The sequence below is a fragment of the Allobosea sp. LC85 genome (assembly GCF_000735605.1).
Taxonomy (GTDB): Bacteria; Pseudomonadota; Alphaproteobacteria; order Rhizobiales; family Beijerinckiaceae; genus Allobosea.
Window position 1 is genome coordinate 32,059 of the sequence record NZ_JPKG01000020.1, and the last position, 25,993, is coordinate 58,051.

The following is a 25,993-nucleotide window of genomic DNA, read 5'->3' on the forward strand; positions in this document are numbered from 1 at the left end:
CTTCAGGCTGGCGGGGCGGTCGGCAGGACCGGCACGGCGGCCAGGAGCCTGCGGGTGTAATCGTGGCGCGGGTTGTCGTAGATCTGGCCTGCCGGCCCCTCCTCGACGATCCTGCCGCGATACATGATCGCGACTCGGTCGCAGAGATGGCGCACCACCGAGAGGTCGTGCGAGATGAAGATCAGGGTCAGGTTCAGCTCGCTCCGCAGCCGCATCAGCAGGTTGATGATCTGTGCCTGGATGGAGACGTCGAGCGAGGCGACGGGCTCGTCGCAGACCACGACATCGGGCTGCATGGCGAGCGCTCGCGCAATCGCGACGCGCTGGCGCTGGCCGCCGGAAAATTGATGCGGATAGCGGCTCGCGAAGGCGGGATCGAGTCCGACGGCTGCGAGCCATTGCCGGACATATTCGGCCGCCCCCGCCCTGGTGACGATGCCATGTGCGATCGGCCCCTCGGCGATGCTGTCGCCGATGCTCATGCGTGGATTGAGCGAGGCGAACGGATCCTGGAAGATGGTCTGGATCCGGGTGGTGTTCTTGTGCGGCCGCTCGCCGCCGCCCATCACCGGCTCGCCCTCCAGCCGCACCGTGCCGGAGTTCGGCGCGTAAATGCCGGCCGCCATGCGCCCAAGCGTTGATTTGCCCGAACCTGACTCGCCGACGAGGCCGAGCGCCTCGCCTCGCGGTACGGTCAGACTGACGGAATCGACGGCCTGGACGCCACGGCTTGGTTGCGACAGCCCAAGCTTCTGGCCGAGCAGGCGCAGGATGCCGGGCGGGGTCTGGAACAGCTTGCTGACGTCCTGAATGACGAAATAGGAGGCGTCCGACTTCGATCCGCGCGACGGCGAGGCACCGGACATGCGTGCCGGCGGCGATGCATCCGGGACACCGCCTCCGCGGGCCAGGAAGGTGCCCGGCTTGGCACGGGACGGCAGCGAATCGAGCAGCGACTGGGTGTAGGGATGCTGCGGCCGGGTCAGAACGTCGAGCACCGGCCCGGTCTCGACGATTTTGCCGTAGCGCATCACACAGACGCGGCTGGCGATCGAGGCGACTGTCGCGAGGTCATGGCTGATCCAGATCAACGCCGTGCCGAGCTCCGCCACCAGTTCCTTCATTTCGGCCAGGATCTCGGCCTGGATTGAGACATCGAGCGCCGTGGTCGGTTCGTCGCAGATGATCAGCTTTGGCCGGTGCAGCAACGCGATGGCGATGGCGACGCGCTGGCGCATTCCGCCGGAGAACTGATGCGGGTAGAAATCAACCTTCGTCTCGGGCTCCGGAATCCGGACCTGCGCGAGCGCTGCGATGGCGCGCCTGCGCCCTTCCTCGGCAGAAACCTTCTCATGCGCCTCCAGCGCCAACAGGATCTGGGCGCCGATGGTCAGGACCGGGTTCAGCGTCATCAGCGGGTCCTGGAAGACCATCGAGATGGCCTTGCCGCGAATGGCGCGGAGGTCGCGGGAGGGCAATCCGATCAACTCGCGCCCTTCGAGCCGGATCGAGCCGCTCTCGATTTTTCCTGGCGGGTCGATCAGGCCAATGATCGAGAAACCCGTGATGCTCTTGCCGGAGCCGGATTCGCCGACGAGGCCCATGACCTCGCCGCGCTTCAGCGAGAAGGAGACGCCGTCGACGGCTTTCACGATTCCGGCGCGGGTGTGGAAATGCGTCGCGAGGTCACGGACCTCGAGCAGCGGCGCCGTCTTGGCCGAGTCGCTCATCGTCTAAGCCTCGGGTTGACCTGCTCGCGGATCTGGTCGCCGACGAGGTTGATGGCGACGATCAGGATGATCAGCGCGACGCCGGGATAGATCGAGATCCAGTAGCGGCCCGACATCATGTACTGGAAGCCGTTGGAGATCAGCATGCCGAGCGAGGGCTCGGTTACCGGCAGGCCTACGCCGAGGAAGGAAAGCGTCGCTTCGAGCGCGATCGCATTCGCCACCTGTACCGTCGCGACCACGATCAAGGGCGGCAGGCAGTTCGGCAGGATATGGCGCCAGACCACCCGGCGCGCCGGCAGCGGCGTCGAGAAGGCGGCCTCGACATAGTCCTTGCCCCGCTCGGCCGCGGCTGCGCCATGGGCGGTGCGGGCAAAATAGGCATATTGCGCGGCTGCCAGCGCCGCGATCAGCTGGAATTTGCCCTGGCCGAGCACGGCCGAGATCACCAGCGCGAGCAGGATCGCCGGGAAGGCAAGCTGGAGGTCGATGATGCGCATGATGAACGCTTCCCAGCGGCCACCGAGATAGGCGGCGGTGATGCCGAGCGTGACGCCGAGCGTGAAGGCGAGCGAACCGGCGATCAGCCCCATCTGCAGCGAGATGCGCAGGCCGTAGAGGATGGCCGAGAACAGGTCGCGGCCCTGGGCATCGGTGCCGAGCAAATGCGTGAAGCCGCCGGAGCCGACATAGCCGGGCGGGCGACGCGCATCTGACAGGGCGAGGTTGGCGAGATCATAAGGGTTCTGCGGCGCGATCCAGGGCGCAAGCAGCGCCACGCCGATCATCAGCACGACGACGACGAGGGCTGCGAGCGCCACCTTGCTCTCGCGGAACTCGTTCCAGAAACGGGCGAGGGGCGAAGCCTGCTTCATTACGCGCGCGCCTTCCTCAGGCGCGGATCGAGCGCGACATAGGTCAGATCGACCAGGAAATTGATGGTGATGAAGACGAAGGCGACGAGCATCAGATAGGCGACCATGACCGGCCGGTCGAGAGAGGTGATGGAATCGATGATCAGCTTGCCGATGCCGGGCCAGGAGAAGATCGTCTCGGTGACGACCGCGAAGGCAAGCGTCGACGCGAATTCGAGTCCGAAGACGGTGACGATCGGGATCGCGATCAGGCGCAGCACATGCCGGCGCAGCACGGTCCATTCCGAAAGGCCGGCGGCCCGGGCAAATTTCACCGTATCGGTCAGCATCACCTCGCGCGTCCCGGCCCGGGCCAGCCGGGTCATCAGGGCAAGCTTGAAGAAGGCCAGGTTGAGGGCCGGCAGCAGGAGGTGGCTCAGTCCGTTCAGCGTCAGAAAGCTCCACTCGACGCCGAAAAGCGAAGCCGTCTCGCCGCGGCCGCCGGCAGGCAGCCATTGCAGCTCGACCGCGAAGGTGATGATCAGAACCAGGCCGATCCAGAAGGTCGGCACGGAGAAACCGAGGATCGAGATCGCCATGATGATCTTGGCAAGCAGGCTGTCGGGCTTGTAGCCGGCATAGATGCCGGCCGGCACACCGATCAGGGCCGCTCCGAAGACGGCAGCCAGCGTCAGCTCCAGCGTCGCTGGCAGACGCGAGAGGATGAGGTCCAGCACCGGCATGCCGAAGACGAAGGAACGGCCAAAATCGCCGTGGAGCACACGCCCGAGGAAAGTGAAAAACTGCTCCCAGAGCGGACGATCGAGCCCGTAGCGGGCAATCGTCTCCAGTCTCATCTCCTGGCTGACATCGGGCCCGATCAGCACGTCGATCGGGTTGCCGATGGCGTAGACGCCGACGAAGACCAGCGCCGACATGACGAGCATCACCAGCAGCGCCTGGACGATGCGCCCGAGGATGTGCCCTAGCATCTGACGAAGCGCCTGGCGCCTGCGGTCACGGCCAGTTCTCCGCGATCACTGCCCGCGTCTCCTCGACGCCTACCTGCCAGAGGCTGAGCATCTCATTGTCGGAGCGCTGGTAGCGCCCGTGAAAATTGCCATCGCCCAGGATCTCACGCTTCTTCGCCGGGTTCGAGGCTTGATAGAGCGCGCGGTCGAAGGGCGGCTTTACCGCATCCGGCATGGCGACGCCCTCGAGCCGCGTCCAGGGGAAGTTCTCCATCCAGGAGGCATGCGAGGCGGCAGGATCGACCGCCTTCACCGCCGCCTGGAAGCGCGGCCCTGCCCACCAATCATGCAGCTTGACGCTGGCATCGGGGCGGCGGCCCATCCATTCCGTGCAGAAGGTCATCACGGGTGCATTGCCGCCATGGCCGTTGACCAACACGATGCGGCGGAAGCCGGAGCGGTAGAAGCCCTCCAGCATGTCCTCGATCAGTGCGACATAGGTGCTCATCCGCAGCGAGACGGTGCCCGGGAAGGCGACGAAGCCTGGCGTCATGCCATAAGCCAGCACCGGGAAGACGGGTACGTTCAGAGGCTCGGCCGCGTCGTCAGCCACTTTTCCTGCCAGGATAGTGTCGGTGGCGAGGCTCAGATAGGCGTGCTGCTCGACACAGCCGAGCGGCAGCACGCAGCGGTCATCCCGCTGGGCCTGCGCTTCGATCTGCATCCAGTTCATCTCGGCGACGCGCACGGCCCGTTCCTTGCTTTTCTCTGGCAGTGCGCCATCCTTGACTCCCAGCCAGAACGTCGTCAAGTTCCATTTGGAACTAAACGGGAGCTCCTCATGCGCCGCGCCCCCACCTCACTCTCGCGTCTCGACCATGAGCGCGAAGCGGCGTTGCGTGATCTCGACCCGCTCACCGTCACCAAGCTCTGGGACAATCCCTGCTGGCTGTCGTTCCGGCTGAACTTCGTCGCCTTCCGCTTCAACGATCCGGTCTATCGCTGGATCGAGACACGCTACGGTCTCGTCCGTCCGGAATTCGTCGCGCTCTACGCGGTTGGCCTGAAGGAGGGGGTGGCCGCGAAGAACATCGTGGCCTCGTCCGGCTTGCCGAAGAACACGCTGAGCCGCGCCATCCAGAAGCTGCTGACACGACGCTTGCTCAAGCGCGAGACGGACCGGGACGACCTGCGCAGCTTCGTGCTGCGCCTGACGCCCGCAGGCCGCGCCATTTTCGAGGAGACCATGCCGCTGATGGTTAAGCAGCAGAGCACCATGCTTTCGACCTTGACCGAGGCCGAGCAGCGCCAGCTTTGCGAATTGATGGACAAGCTCGTCATCGCCTCTCCGGCATGGCCGGCGGATCTCGAGCCCCAGTCATAGACCGGGTCGAGCGAAGCATTCTTCCAAGGGATTGCGGGATGGTGGTGGGTCTCCACTGCCGAACCGCGCCAATTCAGAACAACAGTCGAGCCAGGATCGCCTAATCAAGTCACAGCACGGCGCCTCGTGGCGTGGGCCGACAGCCACCGCCGAGGCCGCACAACAAACCAGCGGAAGGGCCGACATGTCGACCTTTACCGAAACAAAACAGGGGAACTCGTCATGAAGCTTGCAACGACCGTCCGCATCTTCGCACTCGCGGCAGCGCTCAGCGCCTCGGTCTCCGGGGTGGCGCTTGCGCAGACGCTCACAATCGGCGTTCGCGCCGGCCCGGAATCGATCGATCCGCATTTCACTGCGACCGGCACCCATGCCGAAGCGCTGAAGCATGTCTTCGATACGCTGACCTGGTCGGGCGACAAACTGCAGATCGAGCCACGGCTCGCGACGAGCTGGAAAGCGATCGAGCCTTCAGTCTGGGAGTTCAAGCTGCGCCCAGGTGTCAAGTTCCATGACGGTTCCGACTTCACCGCCGAGGATGTGAAATTCTCGATCGAGCGCATCCCGGTGGTTGCCGGACCGAACCCGACCACGATCTATGTGCGCCGCGTCAAGGAGGTGAAGGTCATCGATCCGCTGACGGTCCATATCGTCACTGACGGGCCGGCCCCGAACCTGCCGAACGACTTCATCCGCCTCTTCATCGTCTCCCACAAGGCGGCCGCCGGGCTGACCAAGGACAATGCCAACGAGGCCTTCAATACCGGAAAGGCAGCGGTCGGCACCGGCCCCTACAAGTTCGTATCCTGGACGCCGAAGGACCAGCTCGTGCTGGAGCGCTTCGACGGCTACTGGGGCGAGAAGGAGCCATGGGCCCGCGTGCTGCGCAAGGAGCTGCCGAACGACGCCGCCCGCGTCGCCCAGCTCAAGGCCGGGCAGGTCGATATCATTGTGCGCGCGCCGGCGTCCGACGTGCCGACCCTGAAACGCGACTCCAAGCTCGCGGTCACGACGGTCGATACGGTCTATGTCTTCAACATGGAGCTCGACATGCGGGACAAGTCCCCGCAGGTCAGCGCCAAGGATGGTTCGCCGCTGCCGAAGAATCCGCTCCAGGACGTCAAGGTGCGCGAGGCGATCGATCTCGCCATCGATCGCCCGGCCCTGGCGGAAATCGCGATGGAAGGTCTCGGCTCACCGGTGAACCAGCTCGTGACGCCGGATATCGCCGGCTACAACAAGTCGCTGCCGCCGCTGAAGCCCGACCTGGCCAAGGCCAAGAAGCTGATGGAGGAGGCCGGCTACGCCAACGGCTTCAAGGTCGCCTTCTCGTTCACCAATGATCGTCTCCCCGGCGACCGCCAGGTCGGCACGTCCATCGCGCAGATGCTGGCGCGGATCGGCATCGAGGTGAATGCCAACGCCCAGCCTGGCGCGGTTTTCTTCCCGGCCCGTCTGCGTGGCGATTTCTCGATGTCGATGTCCGGCTGGGGCACGCTGACCGGCGAGGCCAACTACACGCTCTCCTCGGTGGTGCACTCCAACGATCCGGCGAAAAAGCTCGGCGCCTTCAACGTGCTGGGCTACAAGAACGTCGAGCTCGACAAGCTGATCGAGGATGCGGCGGTCGAGATGGATGAGGCCAAGCGCAACAAGCTCCTCGCCGATGCCAACGCCATCGTCGCACAGGACCGGCCGCGTCTGCCGATCGTCGCCGTCGGCTCCGCCTGGGCCATGCAGAAGGACAAGGTCGCGATCAGGCCGCGCGTGGATGAGGACACGCTCGCCATGGACATCAAACCCGCCAAGAAATGAGGCTTCGGCCTCGGTGGACCGATTCTGGCAGATATGCGGGAACCGGTATAAAAACGCGCCGGACGAGTATCGGGCATGCGTGGAGAGACTAGCCGCAGGACCAGTAGGTGGGGTATGTGCCCCGCCGCCTGCTCTCCCCCTTTCCCGACTACACCGGTTCGACCTCTCCCGCTGCGGGAGAGAGGGAAACGCACCAGGATAACCCATGACAATGTCACCTATTGCCCTGGCCATTCATGGCGGATGTGGCACTTTGCCCAAGGCCGAGATGACCGAAACGGAGTGGACCGAGGCCAAGGCGGATCTCGCCGCCTCGCTCCGCGCCGGCTGGGCGGTTCTCACCAAGGGCGGCTCGGCCGTCGATGCGGTCGAGGCCGCGGTGCTGGTGATGGAGAATTCGCCGCATTTCAATGCCGGCCACGGCGCAGCGTTCAACGCGGATGGCGAGCATGAGCTCGACGCCTCCATCATGGATGGCGAGACGCTGGCTGCCGGCGCACTCTGTGGCGTCAAGCGCATCCGCAACCCGATCGGCGCCGCCAAGGTGCTGATGCGCCGCGGCGACCCGCTTTTCCTGGCCGGCACGGCTGCCGACAGCTTCGCCGAGTCGGAAGGGCTCGACATGGTCGAGAACGAGTATTTCTCGACCGAGCGGCGCCGCAAGAACCTGTCCTCGATGAAGATCCGCGAGCTCGTCGGCACCATGTCCGAAGCAAGCGAGGCAGAGAAGCACGGCACGGTCGGCGCGGTCGCGCTGGATGCCCAGGGCCATCTCGCCGCCGCAACCTCCACCGGCGGCTACACCAACAAGCCGGCTGGGCGCGTCGGCGACACGCCGATCATTGGCGCCGGCACCTATGCGCGCGACGGGCGTTGCGCGGTCTCGGGTACGGGCAAGGGCGAGTATTTCATCCGCTACTGCGTCGGGCACGAGATCGCCTCGCTGATGGCCTATGCCGGTCTCGGCCTCGAGGAGGCGACTGCCCGGGCAATCGCCGAGCTCACCGAGCACAGGATCGGTGCTGGCCTCGTCGCGATTGGCGCCGATGGCAGCATCGTTGCGCCGTATAACTCCGAGGGCATGTATCGCGGCTGGGTGACGCCCGATGGCTTCATCCATGTCGCGACCCATGGCGATGTCGAAGTCGCCGGCCAGATCGAGGCGGCTGCGTGAGCACGCCCGAGCCGATCGTCATCTGGGGCGCGGGCGCGATCGGCGGCACGCTTGGGGCCTACTGGACGCGCGCGGGCATCCCCGTCCTGCTCGTCGATGTCGTTCCCGAACATGTCGAAGCCTGCCGGACGACGGGGCTCGCGATCAGCGGGCCGATCGAGGAGTTTCGCCAGGTCGTGCCCGCGGTGACGCCGGCGGAGCTGACCGGAACCTACAGGCGCATCGTGCTCGCGGTGAAGGCGGGTGCCACGGAAGCGGCTCTCGACGCGCTGGCCCCACATCTGGCCGAAGACGGCTTCGTGCTCTCCGCCCAGAACGGTCTCAACGAACTGGCCATTGCCGGGCGCGTCGGCGAGGCCCGCACCATGGGCTGTTTCGTCAATTTCGGCGCGGACTGGCACGGGCCGGGCGAGATTCTCTACGGCAATCGCGGCGCTGTCGTCGTGGGCGAGATCGATGGCGCGATGACGCCACGCGCCCTCGAGATGCACAGGCTGATGCTGCTCTTCGAGTCCGACTCCATTCTGACCAGCAATATCTGGGGCTATCTCTGGGGCAAGCTCGCCTATGGTGCGATGCTGTTCGCTACCGCGCTGACGGATGATTCGATGTCGGCGAATTTCGCCGATCCGAAGCGGCTTCCTGTCTGGCTCGAGCTCGGGCGTGAGGTCGGTGCGGTCGCGGCAGCGCGCGGAGTGTCCTCGCTCGGTTTCGGCGAATTCGATCCGATGGTCTTCGCGCCGGGCCGGCCGGAATATCCGCAGATCGCGACGATCGCCTGGCTCGCAGACTATACCTCGAAGACGGCCAAGACCCGTTCCGGCATCTGGCGCGACCTTGCCGTGCGCAAGCGCAAGACCGAAGTCGACCCCCAGATCGGCATCATCGCGCGCCTCGGGCGCGAGGCAGGGGTTCCGACGCCGGCGATCGAGACGCTGGTGAAACTGGTTCACGAGGTCGAGGACGGCGAGCGCCCACTCTCCTTCGATACGCTCAAGGTGCTGATCGACCAATGCAACTCCGCTTCGACAATCGCGTAGCCCTTGTCACGGGCGCGGCCCAGGGCATTGGCCGCGCCATCGCGTCCGCTCTGGTTCAGTCCGGGGCTAAAGTGCATCTCGCCGATATCGATGCCGAGGGGGTCGCGAAAACCGCGGCTGAGATCGGAGCCCAATTCCACACCGTCGATCTTGCAACGCCGGAAGCGGCGCGCGATCTGGTCGGCGGGATCTCGGTCGGAAGCGGCTCGCTCGACCTGCTCGTCCATGCGGCGGGCGGCGTGCGCGGCCAGGTCGGCCGGCCGATCGAGGACATTCCGGAAGCAGACTGGCGCACCATTTTCGCGGCCAATGTCGATGCCGCCTTCTTCCTGGCGCAGGCCGCAGCACCGGTGATGAAACAGGCCGGCTATGGGCGTGTCGTCACCATTTCGTCGGGGGCCGGACTGCGCCCGAGCCTCACCGGCATCCAGGCCTATGCCAGCGCCAAACATGCGCTGGTCGGGCTGACGAAGCAGCTCGCCTGGGAACTGGGCCCGCACGGCATCACGGTGAACTCCGTTGCGCCTGGCTTTGTGCGCTCCAATCCGGCGACGGAACGGCAATGGCAAAGCTATGGCGAGGCTGGCCAGAAGAAGTTGGTCGAAAGCATCCACACCCGCCGCCTCGGTACGCCCGAGGACATCGCCAATGCGACGCTGTTTTTCCTCAGCGAACAGGCCGGCTGGATCAGCGGCCAGGTGCTTTCCGTCGACGGCGGACGCTCCTGAGCATTGGGGCGTTTTGCGGGCGCCGACGCGGTTTTTCACGGCATCATTGCCACATGCATATTTTCGACCCTACAGTGCTCCCCGGGCTGGCATGAGCCAACCTGAATAGCGACTGAAGGAATAGCACGTGAGCACGGGTACCGTGAAATGGTTCAACGAGACCAAGGGCTATGGTTTCATCACCCCTGACGCGGGCGGAAGCGATATTTTCGTCCATATCAGCGCTGTCGAGCGTTCGGGCCTGCGCGGCCTGAACGAAGGCCAGAAGATCAGCTACGATCTCGAGGCCGATCGCAAGACCGGCAAGTCCTCGGCGGTCAACCTCAAGACGGCTTGATCTTAGCCTTCTGCGGGAGGGCGATCGGCGGCGTCACCTCCCGAGCCAATGCGAATCTCTATCTCTCTATCCGGACTGAAGACGATTCCCGGCATGCCCGTCGCCCCAAGGCGGCGGTAGAAAGGACCAGGGCCAGCCCGAAGGGCCGGCCCTCACATGCATCTAGTCTAGAGCTTGAACAGCTCCCGCCCCGTCTGATGGGCGCGGATGTAATCCCAGTCATAGCTCACGCCGAGGCCCGGCCCCGTGGGCACGGGAAAGCACCCATCCTTGTCGACGCCCTCGAGTTGGTCGCTGTAACCGCAGGTATAGACCGGCGGCACGGCATTGGGGCAATCCGGGCCGACCAGCGCAAGCTCATAGAAATTGGTGTTGCGCGTCGCGGCCATGCAGTGGCGGTGTGCGGGGCCGCAGGCATGGATCTCGACATCGACGCCAAAGGCCTCAGCGAGATGGGCGATCTTCATCGCGCCGGTGATGCCGAGATCGTATTCCGGATCGGAGCGCAGCATGTCGGTGCCGCCATTGATCAGGAAATCGGCCTTGGGCTCGAAGCCGCGCAGATACTCCGTCTGCAGGATCGGCGTCTTCAGCATCTCGCGCAGCTTCTTGTGGGCGAAAGCCGAGACGCCACAGTCGCGCATCGGGTCTTCGTACCAGAAATAGCCGCCCTCGTCGCAGGCACGCCCGACATAGAGGGCATCGGCGAAGGTTCTGAGCTCATTGGCCGGATCGAGCATCAGCGTCATGCGGTCGCCGACAGTCCTGGCGACATGCAGGACGTTCGCCGCCTCCTCCCGCGCGTCGCCCTCATGCCAGCCATGGAGCTTGAAGGCACGATAGCCCAGCGCGTAGCAGGCCTCGGCGAAGTCGGAGAAGGCCTCCTTGCTGTCGAGCCCGCCATTGCGGTCGCCGTGATAGGTCGAGGCATAGGTCTTGAGCCTCGTGCGGAAGCCGCCGAGCAATTGCGAGACCGAGGCGCCGAAGCGCTTTCCGGCGAGGTCCCAGAGCGCGATGTCGATCGGCCCGATACCCATGCCGTCATGCTGGCGGAGTTCCCGCTTCATGTCGTTCCAGATCTCTTCGCGGTGGTCCGGGTTGCGGCCGAGCAGATTGGGGGCAAGCGAGAGCGTCTGCGCCATCGTGGCCCGCGTTCCGCCCCAATGCATGACATATTGCCCCTCGGCGCCGTCGTCGCTGCGGATGACGATGGCAAACTTGGTCAGCTCGAGCTCGGAATCCGGCTTGTACCCGACATTGTAGACCGCGCGGGCATTCTCGGCCGAGCGGCCGAGATTTCTGCTCCTGAACGAGAATTCGACGACCTCAACCTCTGCAATCCTGGTCATGATGATCCTCTCAGAAACCGGCGATCCGGGGGAGCCAGAGGCTCAGGGCCGGCACATAGGTGATGATGGCGAGCGCCACGACGAGCGCGATCAGGAAGGGCCAGAGTTCGCGGAGCAGCGCACCGAGCTTCACGCGCGTGATCGCCATCGCGACGAAGCAGAGCACGCCGACTGGCGGTGTCACCTGGCCGATGACGAGGTTGACCAGCAGCACGATCCCGAAATGCACGAGATCGATCTGCAATGCGGTCAGCAGCGGCAGCAGGATCGGCACCAGGATGATCATGATGGCGATCGTCTCCATGAACATGCCGGCAATCAGCAGGGCGATGTTCAGGATCAGCAGGACCACCAGCGGATCCGTTGAGATCGAGGTCATGAAGGCGGTGACCAGCTGCGGCGCCTGCTCGATGGCGAGAATCCAGCTGAAGGGCGAGGCGGCGGCGACGATGGCGATGATCACGGCCGTCTCGCGCGCCGTGCCGATCAGGATCGCCGGCAGGTCAGCAAGCTTGATCGAACGGTAGATGAACATGCCGACGACGAGGGAATAGGCGGCGGCGACGCCAGCGATCTCGGTCGCGGTGAACAGCCCCGCCCGGAAGCCGACGATGATCAGCACCGGCATCAGCAGCGCCAGCGAGGCGTATTTGAACTCCTTCCAGAGATTGGGGAACGAGAAGGCGCCGGCCGGCTTGAAGTCGCGGCGCAGCGCCAGGATGGCGATGGTCGCCATGATGCAGCCGGCCATCACCAGGCCAGGAATGATGCCGGCGACGAAGAGGCTGCCGAGCGAGATATTGGCCTGCCAGGCATAGACCACCATCAGGATCGAGGGCGGAATGATCGGGCCAAGCGTGCCGGCAACCGCCGACAGCGCCGCTCCAAACGCGCGCGGATAGCCCATGCGTTCGAGCTGCGGCACGAAGACCCGCGCGGCTGCCGCCGTATCGGCGACGGATGAGCCGGAGATGCCGGAGAGAAAGACCTCGCCGACGACCAGCGTATGGGCCGGGCCGCCGCGGATATGGCCGACCAGTGCCTTGGTGAAGCTGAACAGCCGCTCGGAAATGCCCGACGCGTTCATCAGGGAGCCGGCGAGCGTGAAGAGCGGGATCGCCAGCAGCGGGAAGGACTGCACGCCGGCCACGATGCGCTGGGCGGCGACGGTGAGTGGCACGCCTTCGATGAAGATCGTCAGCAGGGCCGAGCCTGCCATCGCGATCCAGATCGGAGTGCCGACCACGAGCAGGACGGCGAAGGTGAGGAGAAGGATGGAGACCATGCCTGCTAGTCCCGCGTCGTGATGTCGGACCAGAGCGCGCCGGTCAGGCCTTCGTCGATCAGGTTGCGCAGGAGATGCAGCAGCGACAGCACGCTCCCGACGAAGAGCGGCGCAACCGTCCAGCCGGCCGAGATGCCGAGCATCGGCGTCAGGTTCGGCAGTTCGCGCTGAAGATAGCGCCAGGAGAACCAGGTCAGCGCGCCGAGAACCGCGGCTGTCACCAGGAGCGCCATGACGCCGAAGATGGCGCAGAGCCAGCGCGGGGCGAACAGCACCACGACATCGATGATGATGTGGGTCCGGGCGTGGAATGCATTGGCGATGCCGAGGAAGATCATCCAGCCGAACAGCAGCAGGATCAGTTCCTCGGACCAGGTCAGCGGATCGTTCAGCGCGTAGCGAAAGACGACGGCGGCGCAGACCAGCGTCGCGATCGCGCCGTGCAGCGCGGCAAGGAAGGCGTTCTCCAGGCGGCTCGACCAGTCGTCGAGCCGCCGGATCAGGTCGAGGCCCGTCATGACGGGTTAGCGCTTGCGCTGGGCGTCGATGGCCGCGAGCACGCTGTCGAGATGCGCCTTGCCCCAGCGGCCCTCCATCGCGGTCGCCACGACCTTGGACTTGGCGGCGAAGGCGTCGCGGTCGACATCCTCGATGATTTTGGAGCGCCCGGATTTGCGGATGTCCTCGAGCATCGAGGCTTCGCGCTTCTGCTGGAGATAGGTGTTCATGGCCGACGCGCGGGCGGCTTCAGCGAACAGGACCTCGCGATGCTCGGGCTTCAGCCGGGCGAGGCTGTCCTTGTTGATGACGATCATGTTGTTCTGGAGCATGTGCCTCGTCATCGCGACATAGCCCTGCACCTCGTAGAACTTGCGCGAGTAGATCGTCGGTATCGGGTTTTCCTGGCCGTCGACGGTCTTCTGCTGGAGCGCGGTGTAGACCTCGCCAAAGGGGACCGGCGTCGGAGAGGCGCCATAGGCCTTGATCATCTCGACCCAGACGGGGCTTTCCGGCACGCGGATCTTGAGCCCTTGCAGGTCTTCCGGCTTCTTCACCGCGCGGTCGAGCGTCGTCATGTTGCGCCAGCCCCAGTACCAGATGCGGCTGACCGGGACGATGCTGTGCTTGTCGCGGAGCTCGTCGAAGATCGGGTCGAAGGCAGCAGAGCGAATGATCGCCTCGGCCTCGGTCCAATCCTTCCAGAGGAAGGGCGCGCTTGGGATCTCGAGGGCGGGTACGAGCGCAGAGGCGGCTGCCATCGAGGGCGCGGAGATGTCGAGGGCGCCTTCCTTGACCTGCTTGAACAGGTCGATCTCCTTGCCGAGTTGCTCGGCCGGGAAGACCTTGATCGTGACGGCGCCGCCGGTCGATTTGTTCACCCGGTCGGCGAATTCCTGGAACAGTTCGCCGGCGATCTCAGCGGTGGTGTTCGCATGGCCGAAGCGCAGGGTCTGCGCCTGGGCGGTCGTTGCGAGAAAGCTGCCTGCGATCAGCGTCGCAGCGGCAAGGCGTCGTAGAAACATCGTATCCTCCCGGACGTTATGGTGGTTCTTGAGCGGCTGCCTCTGACGGGCGGCCTATTTGATCAGCCTCTCATAGGAGCCCTCGAGATGCCGTCGCATCGCCTCGGCCGCAGCTTCGGGATCGCCGGTCTCGAGCGCATCGATGATGCGGAAATGCTCGGCATGGGTGATTCCGACATCCTGCTCGCGGCTGAGGTAGAGCCGTGAAATGTGCAGATGGAAGCGCAGGTCGTCATAGCTCTTCAGCGCGACCTGATTGCCCGCCGCCATCAGGATGAGGCGGTGGAAACGGTCATCGGCTTCGGTGAAGGCACGGTGGCTGCGATACTCGCGGGACGGCGGATCGGCCGTCATAACCGCGACCGCGTCACGTAGCGCTGCGATGACGTCGGCGCCTGGGCGCCGCCTGGCGGCCTCTGCCGCGGCCCAGGGCTCGATCACGCCGCGAAAGCTGTAGACGTCCTGATAATAACTGCGATCGGGCAGCGGAGCGGTCGCGAATCCGACGAAGGGGACGGCCGACACGAGCCCTTCCGCGACGAGCCGTGTCAGCGCCTCGCGGATCGGAGTCGAGCTGACCGCCAGCTCGCGCACCAGCCCATCGACATTGAGTTTTTCGCCCGGCGCATAGGCCTGATCGAGGATGCGTTCCTTGATCGCCTCATAGACCTGGTCGCCAAGGACGACCCGTTCGATCTTTCGCGCCCCGTTCAATGCCTGATATCCTGCATCTTGGATCGTGCACGATTTAGAGATGAACTTTCTTTGGAGTCAATCCAAATCATCGGTGCGTCGTGACCTCCCTCAACACTGGCCGATGCGCGGACAATCCCAAAGTGCCGCAGACGAGTGCCGCGCCCGGCATCGATGGCTCTTGCAGAGCGGAAACGGGCAGCGAATAGTCACCGCCGACCGCTGCTCTGGAACGGGGGGCCATCGTGGCATTCATTGAACAGCCGGTTGTTGCACTGTTCATTTCACTGGCCCTTGGCCATTTGATCGGAAAGATCAGAATTGGCCCTGTTCAGATCGGCGGTGTCTGCGGCACCCTCTTCGTCGCATTGGCGCTTGGGCAACTCGGCGTCACGATCAGCGCGGATCTGAAGAACACGGCGTTTGCACTGTTCATCTTCGCTCTCGGATTTACGGCTGGACCGCAGTTCTTCAACAACATCCGCGGCGGCTGGCGTTACGGAATCCTGTCCTTCGTCGAGGTCGGGACAGTCCTGCTGCTGCTTGTGGCGGCCATCGTCCTGTTCCGGCTGGACCCCGGCACCACCTCCGGGCTCTTCGCCGGCTCGGCCACGGAATCGGCTGTCCTGGGGACGGCTTCGGAGGCGATCGCCCGGCTGGCCCTGCCGGCGGCCGAGGTGGCGCGGCTGCAGTCCAACATGGCGACGGCCTACAGCGTGACCTATCTCTTCGGTCTTGTGGCGATCGTCGTCTTCACGACGCAGATCGGGCCACGGCTGCTGCGGATCGACCTGCGCGAGGAAGCCGCGGCGCTTGCAAAGCAACTGGGAGCCGAAGACGACGCCGGCAAGGAGAACGGCGTGCCCGAGATCGTCTCGCGCGCCTTCCATGCCGGGCCCATTGTGGGAAGCAGCGTCGGCGCTTTCGAAAACAGCGTCAACGGCGTGGTGACCATCGAGCAGGTCGGCCGTGGCGCAGGCTTCACCAAGGCAACCACGGACATGGTGCTGGAGGCCGACGATGTTGTTCTCGTGATCGGTCGCCGCCGCGCCATCATCGCCATCAGCGAAAAACTGGGTGCCGAAGTGCCGATGCCGGCAGGCGACAACGTACCGCTCGTCGAACGCGAAGTCGTGCTGGTGCGCAGCGAGGTCGCCGGGCGCCGGATTCGGGATCTTCGTCGGCTGGCGAGTGCGGAACAGCGGCGCGGCGTCTTCATCTCACGCATCAGGCGGCTTGGGCATGTCGTTCCCGCCTTGCCCGGCACGGTTCTCGAGCAGGGCGACGTCCTGACGCTCTACGGTTCCGAGGATGCGATCACACGGGCGGCCCCGGAGCTGGGTCACTTGCTTCCGGCGACCTCGAGCACCGACTTCGTGATGCTCGGGCTGGGAGTGGTCGCCGGTCTTCTGCTGGGAGAGCTGAGCGTCAGGTTCGGTGCCCTGAACCTGACGCTGGGGACCGGTGGCGGAGCGCTCGTCTCGGGCCTGGTCTTCGGCTGGCTCCACATGCATCGTCCGCGCTATGGCGCGATACCGCTGCATGCTGCGGAGTTCATGAAGGACTTCGGCCTGGCGGCCTTCATCGCTGCAATCGGTCTGTCGGTCGGCCCCGATGCCTTCGCGCTGCTCAAACAGTACGGGCTGGTGCTGCCGGTTCTGGCGATTCTCGTCTCCGCGCTGCCGGCCCTGGCTTCACTCTATATCGGGCACCACCTGCTGAAGATCGAGGCTCCGATCCTGCTCGGAGCCATCGCCGGCCAGCATTGCAGCACCCCGTCGATCAGCGCATTGGTCTCTCTCGCGGGCAATTCGACGCCGGTGATCGGCTACACCGTGACCTATGCGATCTCGAACGTCCTGCTGCCGCTGATGGGCCCGGTCGTGGTTGGCATGGTCGGGCTGATGAGTTGAAATGTGTTGGTCGACCGATGAGATCCGTCGCAGAGAGTGCCAGTCAATCGGGGCGTGACGGAGCCTGCGGCGTCGAAGCCGAGTAGTCTAAGAGAGGGCGTTGTGACTAGGTCCCGCCAGGGCCGGGTCGACGGCTGCATGCAGGTCGCAACGCACCGGTCCTTGCCTCGACGACAGGTTGCATTGACAAATTGGTCACAATCACCCATATAGGGGCATCGATCTTAGGCCGAATGAATTGGCCCCCGCGCTGATTGGCGCGCTAGCTGACGAACTTCCCGCTCAAAATCGAACACCGTGTGAGGCGTCGTCTCACGCGTATTAATGCCTTGCGAGAAGGAATTCGTTATGGCCACCGGCACAGTTAAATGGTTCAATTCGACTAAGGGTTTCGGCTTCATTCAGCCAGATGATGGCGGCCAGGATGCATTCGTCCACATCAGCGCTGTCGAGCGTGCTGGACTGCGCGAGCTCCGCGAAGGTCAGAAGATCACCTTCGAGCTCGTCCAGGACAAGCGCTCTGGCAAGATGTCTGCGGACAATCTTCGGGCCGAGTGAGCCTCATGACCGTGCAGACGTAGCATTCCGAATCGAGCGGCGACCACGGAAGTACTGGCGCCCCCTTTCAGGACGATACGCAGCACGGTTGGACGAAGGGTCGGGATTTACCCGGCCCTTTTTTCTTTTCTAAAAGGAGCCCCGAAATGCAGGTTCTCGTTCGCGACAACAATGTCGACCAGGCGCTGCGCGTCCTGAAGAAGAAGATGCAGCGCGAAGGCGTCTTTCGCGAGATGAAGCGGCGTGCGGCGTATGAGAAGCCGTCCGAGAAGCGAGTTCGCGAGAAGGCTGACGCCATTCGGCGCGCACGCAAGCTGGCTCGCAAGCAGGCTCAGCGCGAAGGACTGATCGCTGCGCCAAAGCCCAAGGCAAAGCCCGCTCGTCCGCCGCGCCTTGCGCCCGCTGCCTGAGTTGAGGCGAGGCTAGACGCCGACCGGGCGCGCAAGATTCCGCTTGAGGCGGTCCAGTATGCCTGGATGCGCGCCGCCGGCAGGACGCGTCACTGTGAGAGCCGCCGATAGGCGGCAATCGTACGGGAGTAGACTGTCATGTCGACCAAAGGACTCTCTGCCGACGAAGCCAAACGCCGCGCACAGGCGAATCTGGAGAAGGCCGAGCAAAAGCGGCAGGAAGCCCAGCGTGGGCTGGACGCGCAGCGCGCCGCACAGGTTGCTGTCACGGAGAAGACCGCGCGCTTGCGCGCGCTGCGTCTGGCGAAGGAAGCTGCCGACGCAGAGGCCGCCGCTATTGCCGAGGCTGCGCGGCCCAAGACGGTCGCGTCCAAGCGCACAAAGCGGGCCTGACGCCGCCGGCTTGCGCCCTGCGCTTTTGCCGTCCTGGAATGACGTCCCGCGCCCCCGGGGGCAGGCAACGAAAGCATCGGCCCGAAAAGCGGATTGCGGTTTTCGCGAGAGCCGATGCAAACACTGAAGATCAGATCATCGGGCCGGATACGAGATCCGGTCCGATGATCTATTTGCGTCCCGGCGCTGGATGGAAGAGCCGTCCCTTTTCAACCACCAGGACCACTGCCAGGGCCATGAGCCCACAGAGCGAGAAGCCGAGCGTCAGCGGCACAACCGTTCCGTTGAAATGCTGGCCGACATAGAATCCGAGCAGCGCCCCGCCGACCGTGGTGATGAAGCCCTGGACGGAGGAGGCTGTGCCGGCGACATGGCCGAGCGGATCCATCGCCATCGCCCCGAAATTCGGTGCCAGCAGACCAAAACAGAACATCGTCCCGCCCTGCATGATGGCGAAGAGCCAGAGCGATTCCTTGCCGGCAAGGGCCAGGGCCGCGTGCAGGCTGGTCAGCGTGATATAGCCGAGCAGCGCACCATGTGAGACCCGGCGCATGCCGAGCCGCCCGACGATGTGCGAATTCAGCAGCGAGGCGATGGCCATGCAGGCGGCGATCAGGGCGAAAATAGGGGTGAACCATTCCGGCGCCCGGAAGACATCGACAAAAACCTGCTGTGCCGAGTTGATGAAGCCGAACAGCCCGCCGAGAACGAAGGTCATTGCCAGCATGTAGCCGACGCCGATGCGCGAGGTCAGCACCGTGCGGAAGGCGGAGACGATGCTGGCGAACTTGATCGGCGTGCGGTCCTCCTCATGCAGTGTCTCGGGCAGGCGCATTGCAGTCCAGAGCATCACCGTGGCGCCGAAGGCGGTCAGGACGCCGAAGATCCAGCGCCAGGGCGCGACCCAGAGGATCGCCTGGCCGATCGAGGGCGCCAGAATCGGCACCGCCAGGAAGACGATCAGCGCCAGCGACATGACGCGGGCCATGTCGCGGCCGGAATAGCAGTCACGTACGATCGAAACGGCGAGCACCCGCGTCGCGGCTGCGCCGACGCCCTGCAGCACACGCGCTGCCATCATGATCTCGAAGGAACCGGAGAAGGCGGCGAACACGCTGGCGACGACATAGATGCTGAGGCCGGTCAGCAGCACAGGCCGGCGGCCGAAGCGGTCGGAGAGCGTACCGTAGATGATCTGGGCCACACCAAAGCCAAGCAGATAGCTCGTGACGATCCACTGCCGGTCGTTCGGCTCGGCAATGCCGAGCGTCTCGCCCATCTGGGGCAGGGCCGGCAGCATGGCGTCGATCGCAAGCGCGTTCGTCGCCATCAGTGCGGCCATCATCGCCACGAAGGGATAGAAACCCATGCCGTGGCGCGGCCGGGCAATGTCGATTGTGTCGGTCATCTCAGCCTGCTGCCGGGGAACGGCCCGGGTCGTCCCGTCTCGCAGACGGGAACGGCCAGCGAGATAGCTGGCCGGTTTGCGCAGGATTAGGCGATGCGCAGCAGCACAACAACCCGGCCGGAGGCCGGGTTTGGCATGCGCTCAGCGTGGAGCGACGCCTATACCGCCGCCGGCTGCTGCTCCGGCATCAGCGCATTGTCGATCTCATTGGCGCGGATCGCTGCCGGGCGGGCCTGCAGTCGCTTGGCATAGGCCTCGAAGGCCGGCCGCCGTTCCATCGTGCCGAATTGCAAGCCCCAGCCGATCTGCGCGCCGAGATAGACGTCAGCCGCGCTGAACCGGTCGCCGACCAGATACTCATCCTGCGATACCGCTTTCTCCAACGTGTCCATGACATCGGCGAAGCAGCCATAGCCGACCCAGCCGGCCTTCTCCGGCGGAACCTCGACACCGAGCGTCTTGTTGGTCACCGCAGCCTCGGTCGGGCCCGCGCCGAAGAAGAGCCAGCGGTAATAGGGACCGCGCTCCTTGCTGCCCGGCGCAGGCGCAAGCCCCGCCTGTGGAAAGGCGTCCGCGAGATAGGCGCAGATCGCGGCGCATTCGGTGACGATCATTTCGCCATGCTTCAGGGCCGGCACCTTGCCCATCGGGTTGAGCGCCTTGTACTCGGCCGCCTTCATCGGCGGGCCGAAGCCGACCACCTCGGTGCGATAGGGCTGGCCGACCTCCTCCAGCATCCAGCGCACGATCCGGCCGCGTGACATCGGATTGGTGTAGAAGACGAGTTCATCGCTCATGCCGCGTTCCTCCTTTGGCGCGCGAGACTAACCCTGACGCGTGACCGTGCAATGGCAGCAGCCGAACTTCGGCCCAACTCCCGCGTTGGCTGAAGCGAAAGGATGGCGCTCATGTTGGAAATCCTCGCTGCGCCCGACCATGTCGCGGCCTATCGCCTCTCCGGCACGCTGACCGTGGACGATTATGACAGCCTGATCGCCGATATCGAGGCGCGGCTGGCGCGGCACGAGAAGATCGGCATTCTTGCCGACCTGACCGGCTTTCACGACATCACGCTCCGGGCGGGCGCCAGGGATCTGCGCTACGGCTTCAGCAAGATGTTCGAGCTAAGGCGCTTTCCGCGTGAGGCCCTGATCAGCGACAAGGGCTGGATCGAAACGCTGGTGGCGATCGCCAATCCAATCATTCCGTTCGTCGAAATCCGCTGCTTCAAGCCGATCGAGTACGAGGCGGCGCTGATCTGGGTCAGCGAGATAGAAGGCGGGCCGGAGGCATAGATTGCTTTTGCAGGGAGCGCGTTGCCCTGACTGACCGTGCGCCCGTCCGGTAGCTGACAGCGCGCGTCTGTGGTGCGTGTCTGCGGCCTGTCATTCTTCCCCAGCGGTGCTATGCGAGGGGCTCTGGTCGACGGAGGAACTCACATGCCGCAGGACGCGTTGTTCGAGCGCCTTTGGAGTGGCGCGGTGCAGATGGAAGAATGGACCGAGGCGGTCTCCGCAGGCGTCATCACCTCGGTGGCAGAGAACATCATCACCGTCCACACAACCTATTTCTGCGGCAGCGTCACAGCCATTCGGACGACTGAAGGCCTCGTGCTGATCGATACGGCCAAGCCAGACACCGCTAGCCAGACGCTGGCAGCAATCCGCAGTTGGGACGACAGCCCCATCCACACCGTGATCTACACCCACGGTCATATCGACCACACCAGCGGCATCAAGGTCATCGACGAGGAGGCGGATGCGAGGGCGAGGCCTCGGCCGAGAATCATCGCTCATCGCAACGTCCTGCGCCGCATGGAGCGATATGAAGCCTCCCATGGCTTCAACAGCATCGTGCAGGGACAGCAGTTCAACAAGCTGGACTATGTCTACCCTGTCGGCCAGCGGCGTCCCGATGAGGTCTATGACGACACGCTGTCGCTTGCGATCGGCGGCGAACAGCTCGAACTCATTCACGGGCGCGGCGAGACCGACGATGCCACATTCGTCTGGCTGCCGCGGCGGCGCGTCCTGGCGAGCGGGGACTTCGTGATCTGGGTTTTCCCGAACGCAGGCAACCCGCGCAAGGTCCAGCGCTATGCCGCCGAGTGGGCCGTCGCCTTGCGGAGGATGGAGCGCCTGAAGCCGGACATCCTGATTCCCGGTCATGGTCCGGTCATTTTCGGAGAGGGCCGGGTGGCCCAGATGCTGCGCGACGGAGCCGAAGCCCTCGAGCATCTGGTCGGCGAAACCCTGGCGCTGATGAACAAGGGCGCGACGCTCGACGAGGTCCTGCACGCGGTCAAGGTCCCGGCCGCCTATCTGGCGAAGCCCTATCTCCTGCCGAAATACGATGATCCCGAATTCCTCGTCCGGGGCATTTACCATTTCTATGCGGGTTGGTTTGACGGAAATCCCGCAAGCCTGAAGCCGGCGAAGAACGCTGATCTTGCGTCCGAATTGGCTCGGCTCGCAGGCGGTGCCGCGAAACTGGCCGAACGAGCCGCAGCGCTGGCCGAGGAAGGCCAGACACGCCTCGCGGTTCACATTGCCGAATTCGCCAGTTCCGCCGCGCCCGGGGATGGACGGATTCAGGCCATACGGGGCGAGGTGCTCCGCAAGGCCATCGACGGCGAAAGCTCGCTGATGGGCAAGGCATTCCTCGCCGTTTACGAGCGTGATGCAGAACGGCGATCGAGGGACTGAGCAGCGCGTCCAGCGGCTGCTTTCGCCCCCCGCAGTCCTCTCTACTGTGGATCTGCTTATTCCCGACCCAGCCGGACGCCCGACTGCGCATCGAAGACGTGGACGCGGTCGGGATCGACCGAAATCCACAGGCGCCTGGCCTCGGCGGCGACATCGCCGGTTGCGGCTTGCATCACGAAGGGCTGTCCGGCGAGCCTGCCGTGGAAGAGTTGCGTCGCTCCCAGCTCCTCGATGAACTCGACATCGAAGGGCAGGGCCCCGGCCTGGCCCTCGGAGGCGATCTCAATATCCTCCGGCCTCAGGCCTACTTCGACCTTCGTTCCCGATGCAAGGTCATGCTTGAGGTCGCGCGCTTCGAGGAGTGCGTCGCCGAGCGCAACGATGCCGGGTCCGTCAATGGCTGCCGGCAGCAGGTTCATCGGCGGCGAGCCGATGAAAGTCGCGACGAAGCGGCTTGCCGGCTTGCGGTAGACCTCGGCCGGGACGCCGATCTGCTCGACCTCGCCGCCATTCATCACCACGAGCTTGTCGGAGAGCGTCATCGCCTCGACCTGGTCGTGAGTGACATAGATCGCGGTGACGCCGAGCGCCCGCTGCAGCTTCTTGATCTCGACGCGCATCTGCACGCGCAGCTTCGCGTCGAGATTGGAGAGTGGCTCGTCGAACAGGAAGACCTGGGGTTTGCGCACGATGGCGCGGCCCATGGCGACGCGCTGGCGCTGACCGCCGGAGAGCTGGCGCGGCCGGCGCTCCAGCAGGCCTTCGATCGCGAGGATGCGGGCTGCTTCCTTGACCCGCTTCTCGATCTCATCCTTCGGCGTGCCGCGATTGCGCAGGCCATAGGCCATGTTGTCGTAGACGCTCATATGCGGATAGAGCGCGTAGTTCTGGAACACCATGGCGATGTCCCGGTCCGCCGGCTCGATCTGGTTGACGACCCTGCCGCTGATCGAAACCTCGCCGGACGAGATCGTCTCCAGGCCTGCCACCATGCGCAGCAAGGTGGACTTGCCGCAGCCGGAGGGGCCGACCAGCACGCAGAAGCCGCCATCGGGAATGTCGAATGAGACGCCCTTCACGGCCTCGACGCCGCCGGCATAGACCTTCTTGACGCTGGAGAGAGTAACCTGGGCCATTGGGTTCCTTGGTCAGTCGGTAACGGGGTATCGGCGATCGGCTCAGTTTGCCGGTCGGCCGGCGTGCAATGTCACTTCTCGGTTTCCACCAGGCCCTTCACGAAGAGCCGTTGCATGGCGATGACGACGAAGACGGGCGGCAGCATCGCCAGCATCGCGGTCGCCATGGCGAGTTGCCATTCGGTGAGAGCATCGGCCGTGGTGATCATCTTGCGGATGCCGATGACGATGGTCTGCATCGAATCCTTGGTGGTGACCAGCAGGGGCCAGAGATACTGGTTCCAGCCATAGATGAACTGGATGACGAAGAGCGCCGCGATCGTGGTGAGCGAGAGCGGCACCACCGTATCCTTGAAGAACTTGAACGGGCCGGCGCCGTCGATCTTCGAGGCCTCGAGCAGTTCGTCCGGGATCGTCATGAAGAACTGCCGGAACAGCAGCGTGCCGGTCGCCGAGGCGATCAGCGGCACGGCCAGACCCTGGTACGTGTCGAGCATGCCGAGATCGGAGACGACCTTGAAAGTCGGGAAAATGCGGACTTCGACCGGCAGCATCAGGGTGACGAAGATGATCCAGAACGCCGCCATCCGAAACGGGAAGCGGTAATAGACGACCGCATAGGCAGAGAGCACGGAGATGATGATCTTGCCGAACGCGATGGCCAACGCCATCACGAAGGAGTTGAACATCATCACGGCCACCGGCTCGCGGGTCGAGCTCGCGGTGCCGATGAAGAGGATGCGGTAGTAGTTCTCAAAGAAATGCGGGCCAGGATAGAGCGGCAGCTGGCCGTTGATGATGGTCGCAGCATCCCAGGTCGAGGCGACGAAGGTCAGCCAGACCGGAAAGGCGACGATCAGCACGCCGATCGTCAGGATGATATAGGCGACGATGTCGCCGAAGCGGCGGTCCTCGACCATCAGTGCCAGACCTCCCCGTCGCGCAGCAAGGCTGCGAGCGCCTCGGCGCAGGCGTTGAGAAATTCCTCGCCCTTTTTCGGTGTCGCGCGCCGCGCATCGCCGATGACACCGGTCTCCGTCATCTCACAGAACGGGCGGTAGCGCGCGACGGTCGGGCGCATCAGGCCGCGCGGATCGGTGCCGAGCATGCCGAAGGCCTGCCCCAGCCGCTCCTGCTTCACTGTTTCCGGAGCCAGCACCATCATCATCGAGGTCTCGATCTCGCAGGCATGCATCACGCTGGTCTGATCCTGCATGAAGGGCAGCATCGCGGTCTGCGCCAGCTCGAAATAGGTGGTTGCGATGATGCGCAGGCCGGTCTCGCGGGCGAAATCGGGCAGGAAGGCACCGAGCGCGGCGATATTGCCGCCATGGCCGTTGACGATCACGACTCGTCGGAAGCCATGCCGCTCAAGGCTCCTGAGGAGCGAAAGCAGCACGGCCCGATAGGTCGGGATGTCGAAGGTGAAGGTGCCGCCGAAAGCCATGTGGTGCTCGGCCATGCCGCACCAGAGCGTCGGAGCGACCACGACATCAGTCTCGTCCACACGCTCCGCCGCGGCCTTGCAGACGCCCTCGCACAGGATGGTGTCGACGCCGACCGGCAGATGCGGTCCGTGCTGCTCCATCGAGGCTACGGGCAGGACGACGATCGCATCATTCGCTGCCTTTTGACGCAGGTCCTCGGCCGTCAGTTCCTTCCAGAGCGCCGAGGCCATCAGTAGTTCACCTTGCGCTCGATGAAGCGGAACTGCACCGCCGTCATGGCGATGACCATGACCAGCAGGATCACCGACTGAGCCGCCGAGCCGCCGAGATTGGAGCCGCCCTTGCCGTCGGAATAGACCTTGTAGACCAGCGTCTCGGTTGCGCCCGAGGGACCGCCGCCGGTGACCGTGTCGATGATGCCGAAGGTGTCGAAGAAGACATAGACGATGTTGACGACGAGCAGGAAGAAGGTCGTCGGCGACAGCAGCGGGAAGATGATGGTCCAGAACCGGCGCATCGGTCGCGCGCCGTCGATCACGGCCGCCTCGATCACGCTTTTGGGAATCGATTGCAGCCCGGCGAGGAAGAACAGGAAATTGTAGCTGATCTGCTTCCAGGTCGCGGCGAGGATCACCAGCGTCATGGCGTCATTGCCGTTGAGCCGGGGATTCCAGGCGATGCCGAGGCTTTGCAGTCCGCGTGCCAGCATGCCGAGTGAGGGATCGAACATGAAGATCCAGAGCACGCCGGCGACGGCGGGAGCGACTGCATAGGGCCAGATCAGCAGCGTCTTGTAGATCTCCGCGCCACGGATCTGCCGGTCGGCCATCACGGCGAAGAGCAGCGCGATCGACAGCGAGAGCACGCAGACAAAGGTCGAGAAGACCGCAGTGTTGCGCAGTGCCTTGAAGTAACCCGGGTCGGAAAAGAGGTTCTGGTAATTCTCGAACCAGACGAACTGGGTCGACGTGCCGAACGCGTCTTCGAGCAGGAAGGACTGCCAGACAGCCTGGCTCGCTGGCCAGTAGAAGAACACGACCGTGATCGCGAGCTGCGGCAGGAGCAGCAGGAGCGGGACCGTCAGGCTCCGGAAATAGGCGTTCTTCTGCATGCAGCCCGTAAAGCAAGAGAAAAGCCGG

Annotated in this window: 27 protein-coding genes; 12 read left to right on the top strand and 15 right to left on the bottom strand. The window is 64.4% G+C overall.

Annotated elements, in window-relative coordinates; genetic code table 11:
• Positions 1-2: 2 nt before the first annotated feature.
• From FG93_RS10145 to FG93_RS10160, 4 genes are read right to left on the bottom strand one after another with little or no spacing between them, the layout of a single operon-like run.
• Positions 3-1,730 (bottom strand): ABC transporter ATP-binding protein, encoded by a 1,728-nt coding sequence (locus tag FG93_RS10145; protein WP_043234160.1) that lies wholly within the window; start codon positions 1,728-1,730, stop codon positions 3-5.
• Positions 1,727-2,605: an ABC transporter permease gene (locus FG93_RS10150; protein WP_043234162.1), complete on the bottom strand. Its 879-nt coding sequence runs from the start codon at positions 2,603-2,605 to the stop codon at positions 1,727-1,729. Before FG93_RS10150 ends, FG93_RS10145 begins: the two co-directional genes overlap by 4 nt.
• Positions 2,605-3,576 carry an ABC transporter permease gene (locus FG93_RS10155; RefSeq protein WP_043234164.1) on the bottom strand — a complete coding sequence of 324 codons (972 nt, stop codon included), beginning with the start codon at positions 3,574-3,576 and terminating at the stop codon, positions 2,605-2,607. The genes FG93_RS10150 and FG93_RS10155 overlap by 1 nt, the downstream gene beginning before the upstream one ends.
• 25 nt (positions 3,577-3,601) lie before the next feature.
• Positions 3,602-4,303 carry a creatininase family protein gene (locus FG93_RS10160; protein ID WP_043234254.1) on the bottom strand — a complete coding sequence of 234 codons (702 nt, stop codon included), beginning with the start codon at positions 4,301-4,303 and terminating at the stop codon, positions 3,602-3,604.
• Positions 4,304-4,396: 93 nt separating this feature from the next.
• Here FG93_RS10160 and FG93_RS10165 point away from each other — a divergent pair, with 93 nt between their 5' ends.
• From FG93_RS10165 to FG93_RS10190, 6 genes are all read left to right on the top strand, one after another.
• Positions 4,397-4,939, top strand: a complete 543-nt coding sequence (locus tag FG93_RS10165; protein ID WP_043234166.1) for a MarR family winged helix-turn-helix transcriptional regulator — start codon at positions 4,397-4,399, stop codon at positions 4,937-4,939.
• A 222-nt stretch (positions 4,940-5,161) separates the two neighbouring features.
• Positions 5,162-6,754 carry an ABC transporter substrate-binding protein gene (locus tag FG93_RS10170; protein WP_043234168.1) on the top strand — a complete coding sequence of 531 codons (1,593 nt, stop codon included), beginning with the start codon at positions 5,162-5,164 and terminating at the stop codon, positions 6,752-6,754.
• A gap of 211 nt (positions 6,755-6,965) precedes the next feature.
• Positions 6,966-7,928, top strand: coding sequence for an isoaspartyl peptidase/L-asparaginase family protein (locus FG93_RS10175; protein WP_043234170.1), 963 nt, complete (start codon positions 6,966-6,968; stop codon positions 7,926-7,928).
• Positions 7,925-8,968 carry a ketopantoate reductase family protein gene (locus tag FG93_RS10180; RefSeq protein WP_043234171.1) on the top strand — a complete coding sequence of 348 codons (1,044 nt, stop codon included), beginning with the start codon at positions 7,925-7,927 and terminating at the stop codon, positions 8,966-8,968. The genes FG93_RS10175 and FG93_RS10180 overlap by 4 nt, the downstream gene beginning before the upstream one ends.
• Positions 8,941-9,696 carry an SDR family NAD(P)-dependent oxidoreductase gene (locus tag FG93_RS10185; RefSeq protein WP_043234172.1) on the top strand — a complete coding sequence of 252 codons (756 nt, stop codon included), beginning with the start codon at positions 8,941-8,943 and terminating at the stop codon, positions 9,694-9,696. Before FG93_RS10180 ends, FG93_RS10185 begins: the two co-directional genes overlap by 28 nt.
• A 127-nt stretch (positions 9,697-9,823) precedes the next feature.
• A complete protein-coding gene (locus FG93_RS10190) occupies positions 9,824-10,033 on the top strand; it encodes a cold-shock protein (protein ID WP_043234173.1) in 210 nt (69 codons plus the stop codon).
• 167 nt (positions 10,034-10,200) lie between these two features.
• Here the strand turns inward: FG93_RS10190 and FG93_RS10195 are convergent, their stop codons facing one another.
• From FG93_RS10195 to FG93_RS10215, 5 genes are read right to left on the bottom strand one after another with little or no spacing between them, the layout of a single operon-like run.
• A complete protein-coding gene (locus tag FG93_RS10195) occupies positions 10,201-11,382 on the bottom strand; it encodes an enolase C-terminal domain-like protein (RefSeq protein WP_043234175.1) in 1,182 nt (393 codons plus the stop codon).
• Between the two features lie 10 nt (positions 11,383-11,392).
• A complete protein-coding gene (locus tag FG93_RS10200; protein ID WP_043234177.1) occupies positions 11,393-12,667 on the bottom strand; it encodes a TRAP transporter large permease in 1,275 nt (424 codons plus the stop codon).
• 5 nt (positions 12,668-12,672) lie between these two features.
• Complete coding sequence (locus FG93_RS10205; protein ID WP_043234178.1) at positions 12,673-13,185, bottom strand: TRAP transporter small permease; 513 nt, start codon at positions 13,183-13,185, stop codon at positions 12,673-12,675.
• Between the two features lie 6 nt (positions 13,186-13,191).
• The gene (locus FG93_RS10210; RefSeq protein WP_043234179.1) at positions 13,192-14,190 is read right to left on the bottom strand and encodes a TRAP transporter substrate-binding protein; all 999 of its coding nucleotides are present in this window, start codon (positions 14,188-14,190) and stop codon (positions 13,192-13,194) included.
• 54 nt (positions 14,191-14,244) lie between these two features.
• The gene (locus FG93_RS10215) at positions 14,245-14,904 is read right to left on the bottom strand and encodes a GntR family transcriptional regulator (RefSeq protein ID WP_043234182.1); all 660 of its coding nucleotides are present in this window, start codon (positions 14,902-14,904) and stop codon (positions 14,245-14,247) included.
• A 224-nt stretch (positions 14,905-15,128) separates the two neighbouring features.
• Between FG93_RS10215 and aspT the strand changes: the two genes are divergently transcribed.
• The 4 genes from aspT to FG93_RS10235 all read left to right on the top strand — a co-directional run bounded on the left by aspT (position 15,129) and on the right by FG93_RS10235 (position 18,157).
• Complete coding sequence (aspT, locus tag FG93_RS10220) at positions 15,129-16,796, top strand: aspartate-alanine antiporter (RefSeq protein ID WP_043234185.1); 1,668 nt, start codon at positions 15,129-15,131, stop codon at positions 16,794-16,796.
• A 348-nt stretch (positions 16,797-17,144) separates the two neighbouring features.
• Complete coding sequence (locus FG93_RS10225) at positions 17,145-17,354, top strand: cold-shock protein (RefSeq protein WP_043234255.1); 210 nt, start codon at positions 17,145-17,147, stop codon at positions 17,352-17,354.
• Positions 17,355-17,500: 146 nt separating this feature from the next.
• Positions 17,501-17,764 carry a 30S ribosomal protein S21 gene (rpsU, locus tag FG93_RS10230; protein ID WP_043234187.1) on the top strand — a complete coding sequence of 88 codons (264 nt, stop codon included), beginning with the start codon at positions 17,501-17,503 and terminating at the stop codon, positions 17,762-17,764.
• Between the two features lie 138 nt (positions 17,765-17,902).
• Positions 17,903-18,157, top strand: a complete 255-nt coding sequence (locus tag FG93_RS10235; RefSeq protein WP_052513594.1) for a hypothetical protein — start codon at positions 17,903-17,905, stop codon at positions 18,155-18,157.
• 169 nt (positions 18,158-18,326) lie between these two features.
• On the opposite strand, the gene FG93_RS10240 is transcribed toward FG93_RS10235, so the two are convergent.
• Together FG93_RS10240 and FG93_RS10245 are read right to left on the bottom strand one after the other, a co-directional pair.
• Complete coding sequence (locus FG93_RS10240; RefSeq protein WP_244448558.1) at positions 18,327-19,565, bottom strand: multidrug effflux MFS transporter; 1,239 nt, start codon at positions 19,563-19,565, stop codon at positions 18,327-18,329.
• Positions 19,566-19,723: 158 nt separating this feature from the next.
• The gene (locus FG93_RS10245) at positions 19,724-20,362 is read right to left on the bottom strand and encodes a glutathione S-transferase family protein (protein ID WP_043234188.1); all 639 of its coding nucleotides are present in this window, start codon (positions 20,360-20,362) and stop codon (positions 19,724-19,726) included.
• A 111-nt stretch (positions 20,363-20,473) separates the two neighbouring features.
• Here FG93_RS10245 and FG93_RS10250 point away from each other — a divergent pair, with 111 nt between their 5' ends.
• Positions 20,474-20,860 (top strand): STAS/SEC14 domain-containing protein, encoded by a 387-nt coding sequence (locus tag FG93_RS10250; RefSeq protein ID WP_043234259.1) that lies wholly within the window; start codon positions 20,474-20,476, stop codon positions 20,858-20,860.
• Between the two features lie 144 nt (positions 20,861-21,004).
• The gene (locus FG93_RS10255) at positions 21,005-22,270 is read left to right on the top strand and encodes an alkyl sulfatase dimerization domain-containing protein (protein WP_052513595.1); all 1,266 of its coding nucleotides are present in this window, start codon (positions 21,005-21,007) and stop codon (positions 22,268-22,270) included.
• A 56-nt stretch (positions 22,271-22,326) separates the two neighbouring features.
• Here the strand turns inward: FG93_RS10255 and FG93_RS10260 are convergent, their stop codons facing one another.
• The 4 genes from FG93_RS10260 to ugpA form a co-directional block, all read right to left on the bottom strand.
• Positions 22,327-23,406 (bottom strand): sn-glycerol-3-phosphate import ATP-binding protein UgpC, encoded by a 1,080-nt coding sequence (locus FG93_RS10260; RefSeq protein ID WP_043234189.1) that lies wholly within the window; start codon positions 23,404-23,406, stop codon positions 22,327-22,329.
• A 71-nt stretch (positions 23,407-23,477) separates the two neighbouring features.
• Positions 23,478-24,326: a sn-glycerol-3-phosphate ABC transporter permease UgpE gene (ugpE, locus tag FG93_RS10265; protein ID WP_043234190.1), complete on the bottom strand. Its 849-nt coding sequence runs from the start codon at positions 24,324-24,326 to the stop codon at positions 23,478-23,480.
• Positions 24,326-25,084 carry a creatininase family protein gene (locus tag FG93_RS10270; RefSeq protein ID WP_043234191.1) on the bottom strand — a complete coding sequence of 253 codons (759 nt, stop codon included), beginning with the start codon at positions 25,082-25,084 and terminating at the stop codon, positions 24,326-24,328. Before FG93_RS10270 ends, ugpE begins: the two co-directional genes overlap by 1 nt.
• Positions 25,084-25,965, bottom strand: coding sequence for a sn-glycerol-3-phosphate ABC transporter permease UgpA (gene ugpA / locus FG93_RS10275; RefSeq protein ID WP_043234193.1), 882 nt, complete (start codon positions 25,963-25,965; stop codon positions 25,084-25,086). The genes FG93_RS10270 and ugpA overlap by 1 nt, the downstream gene beginning before the upstream one ends.
• Positions 25,966-25,993: the final 28 nt, after the last annotated feature.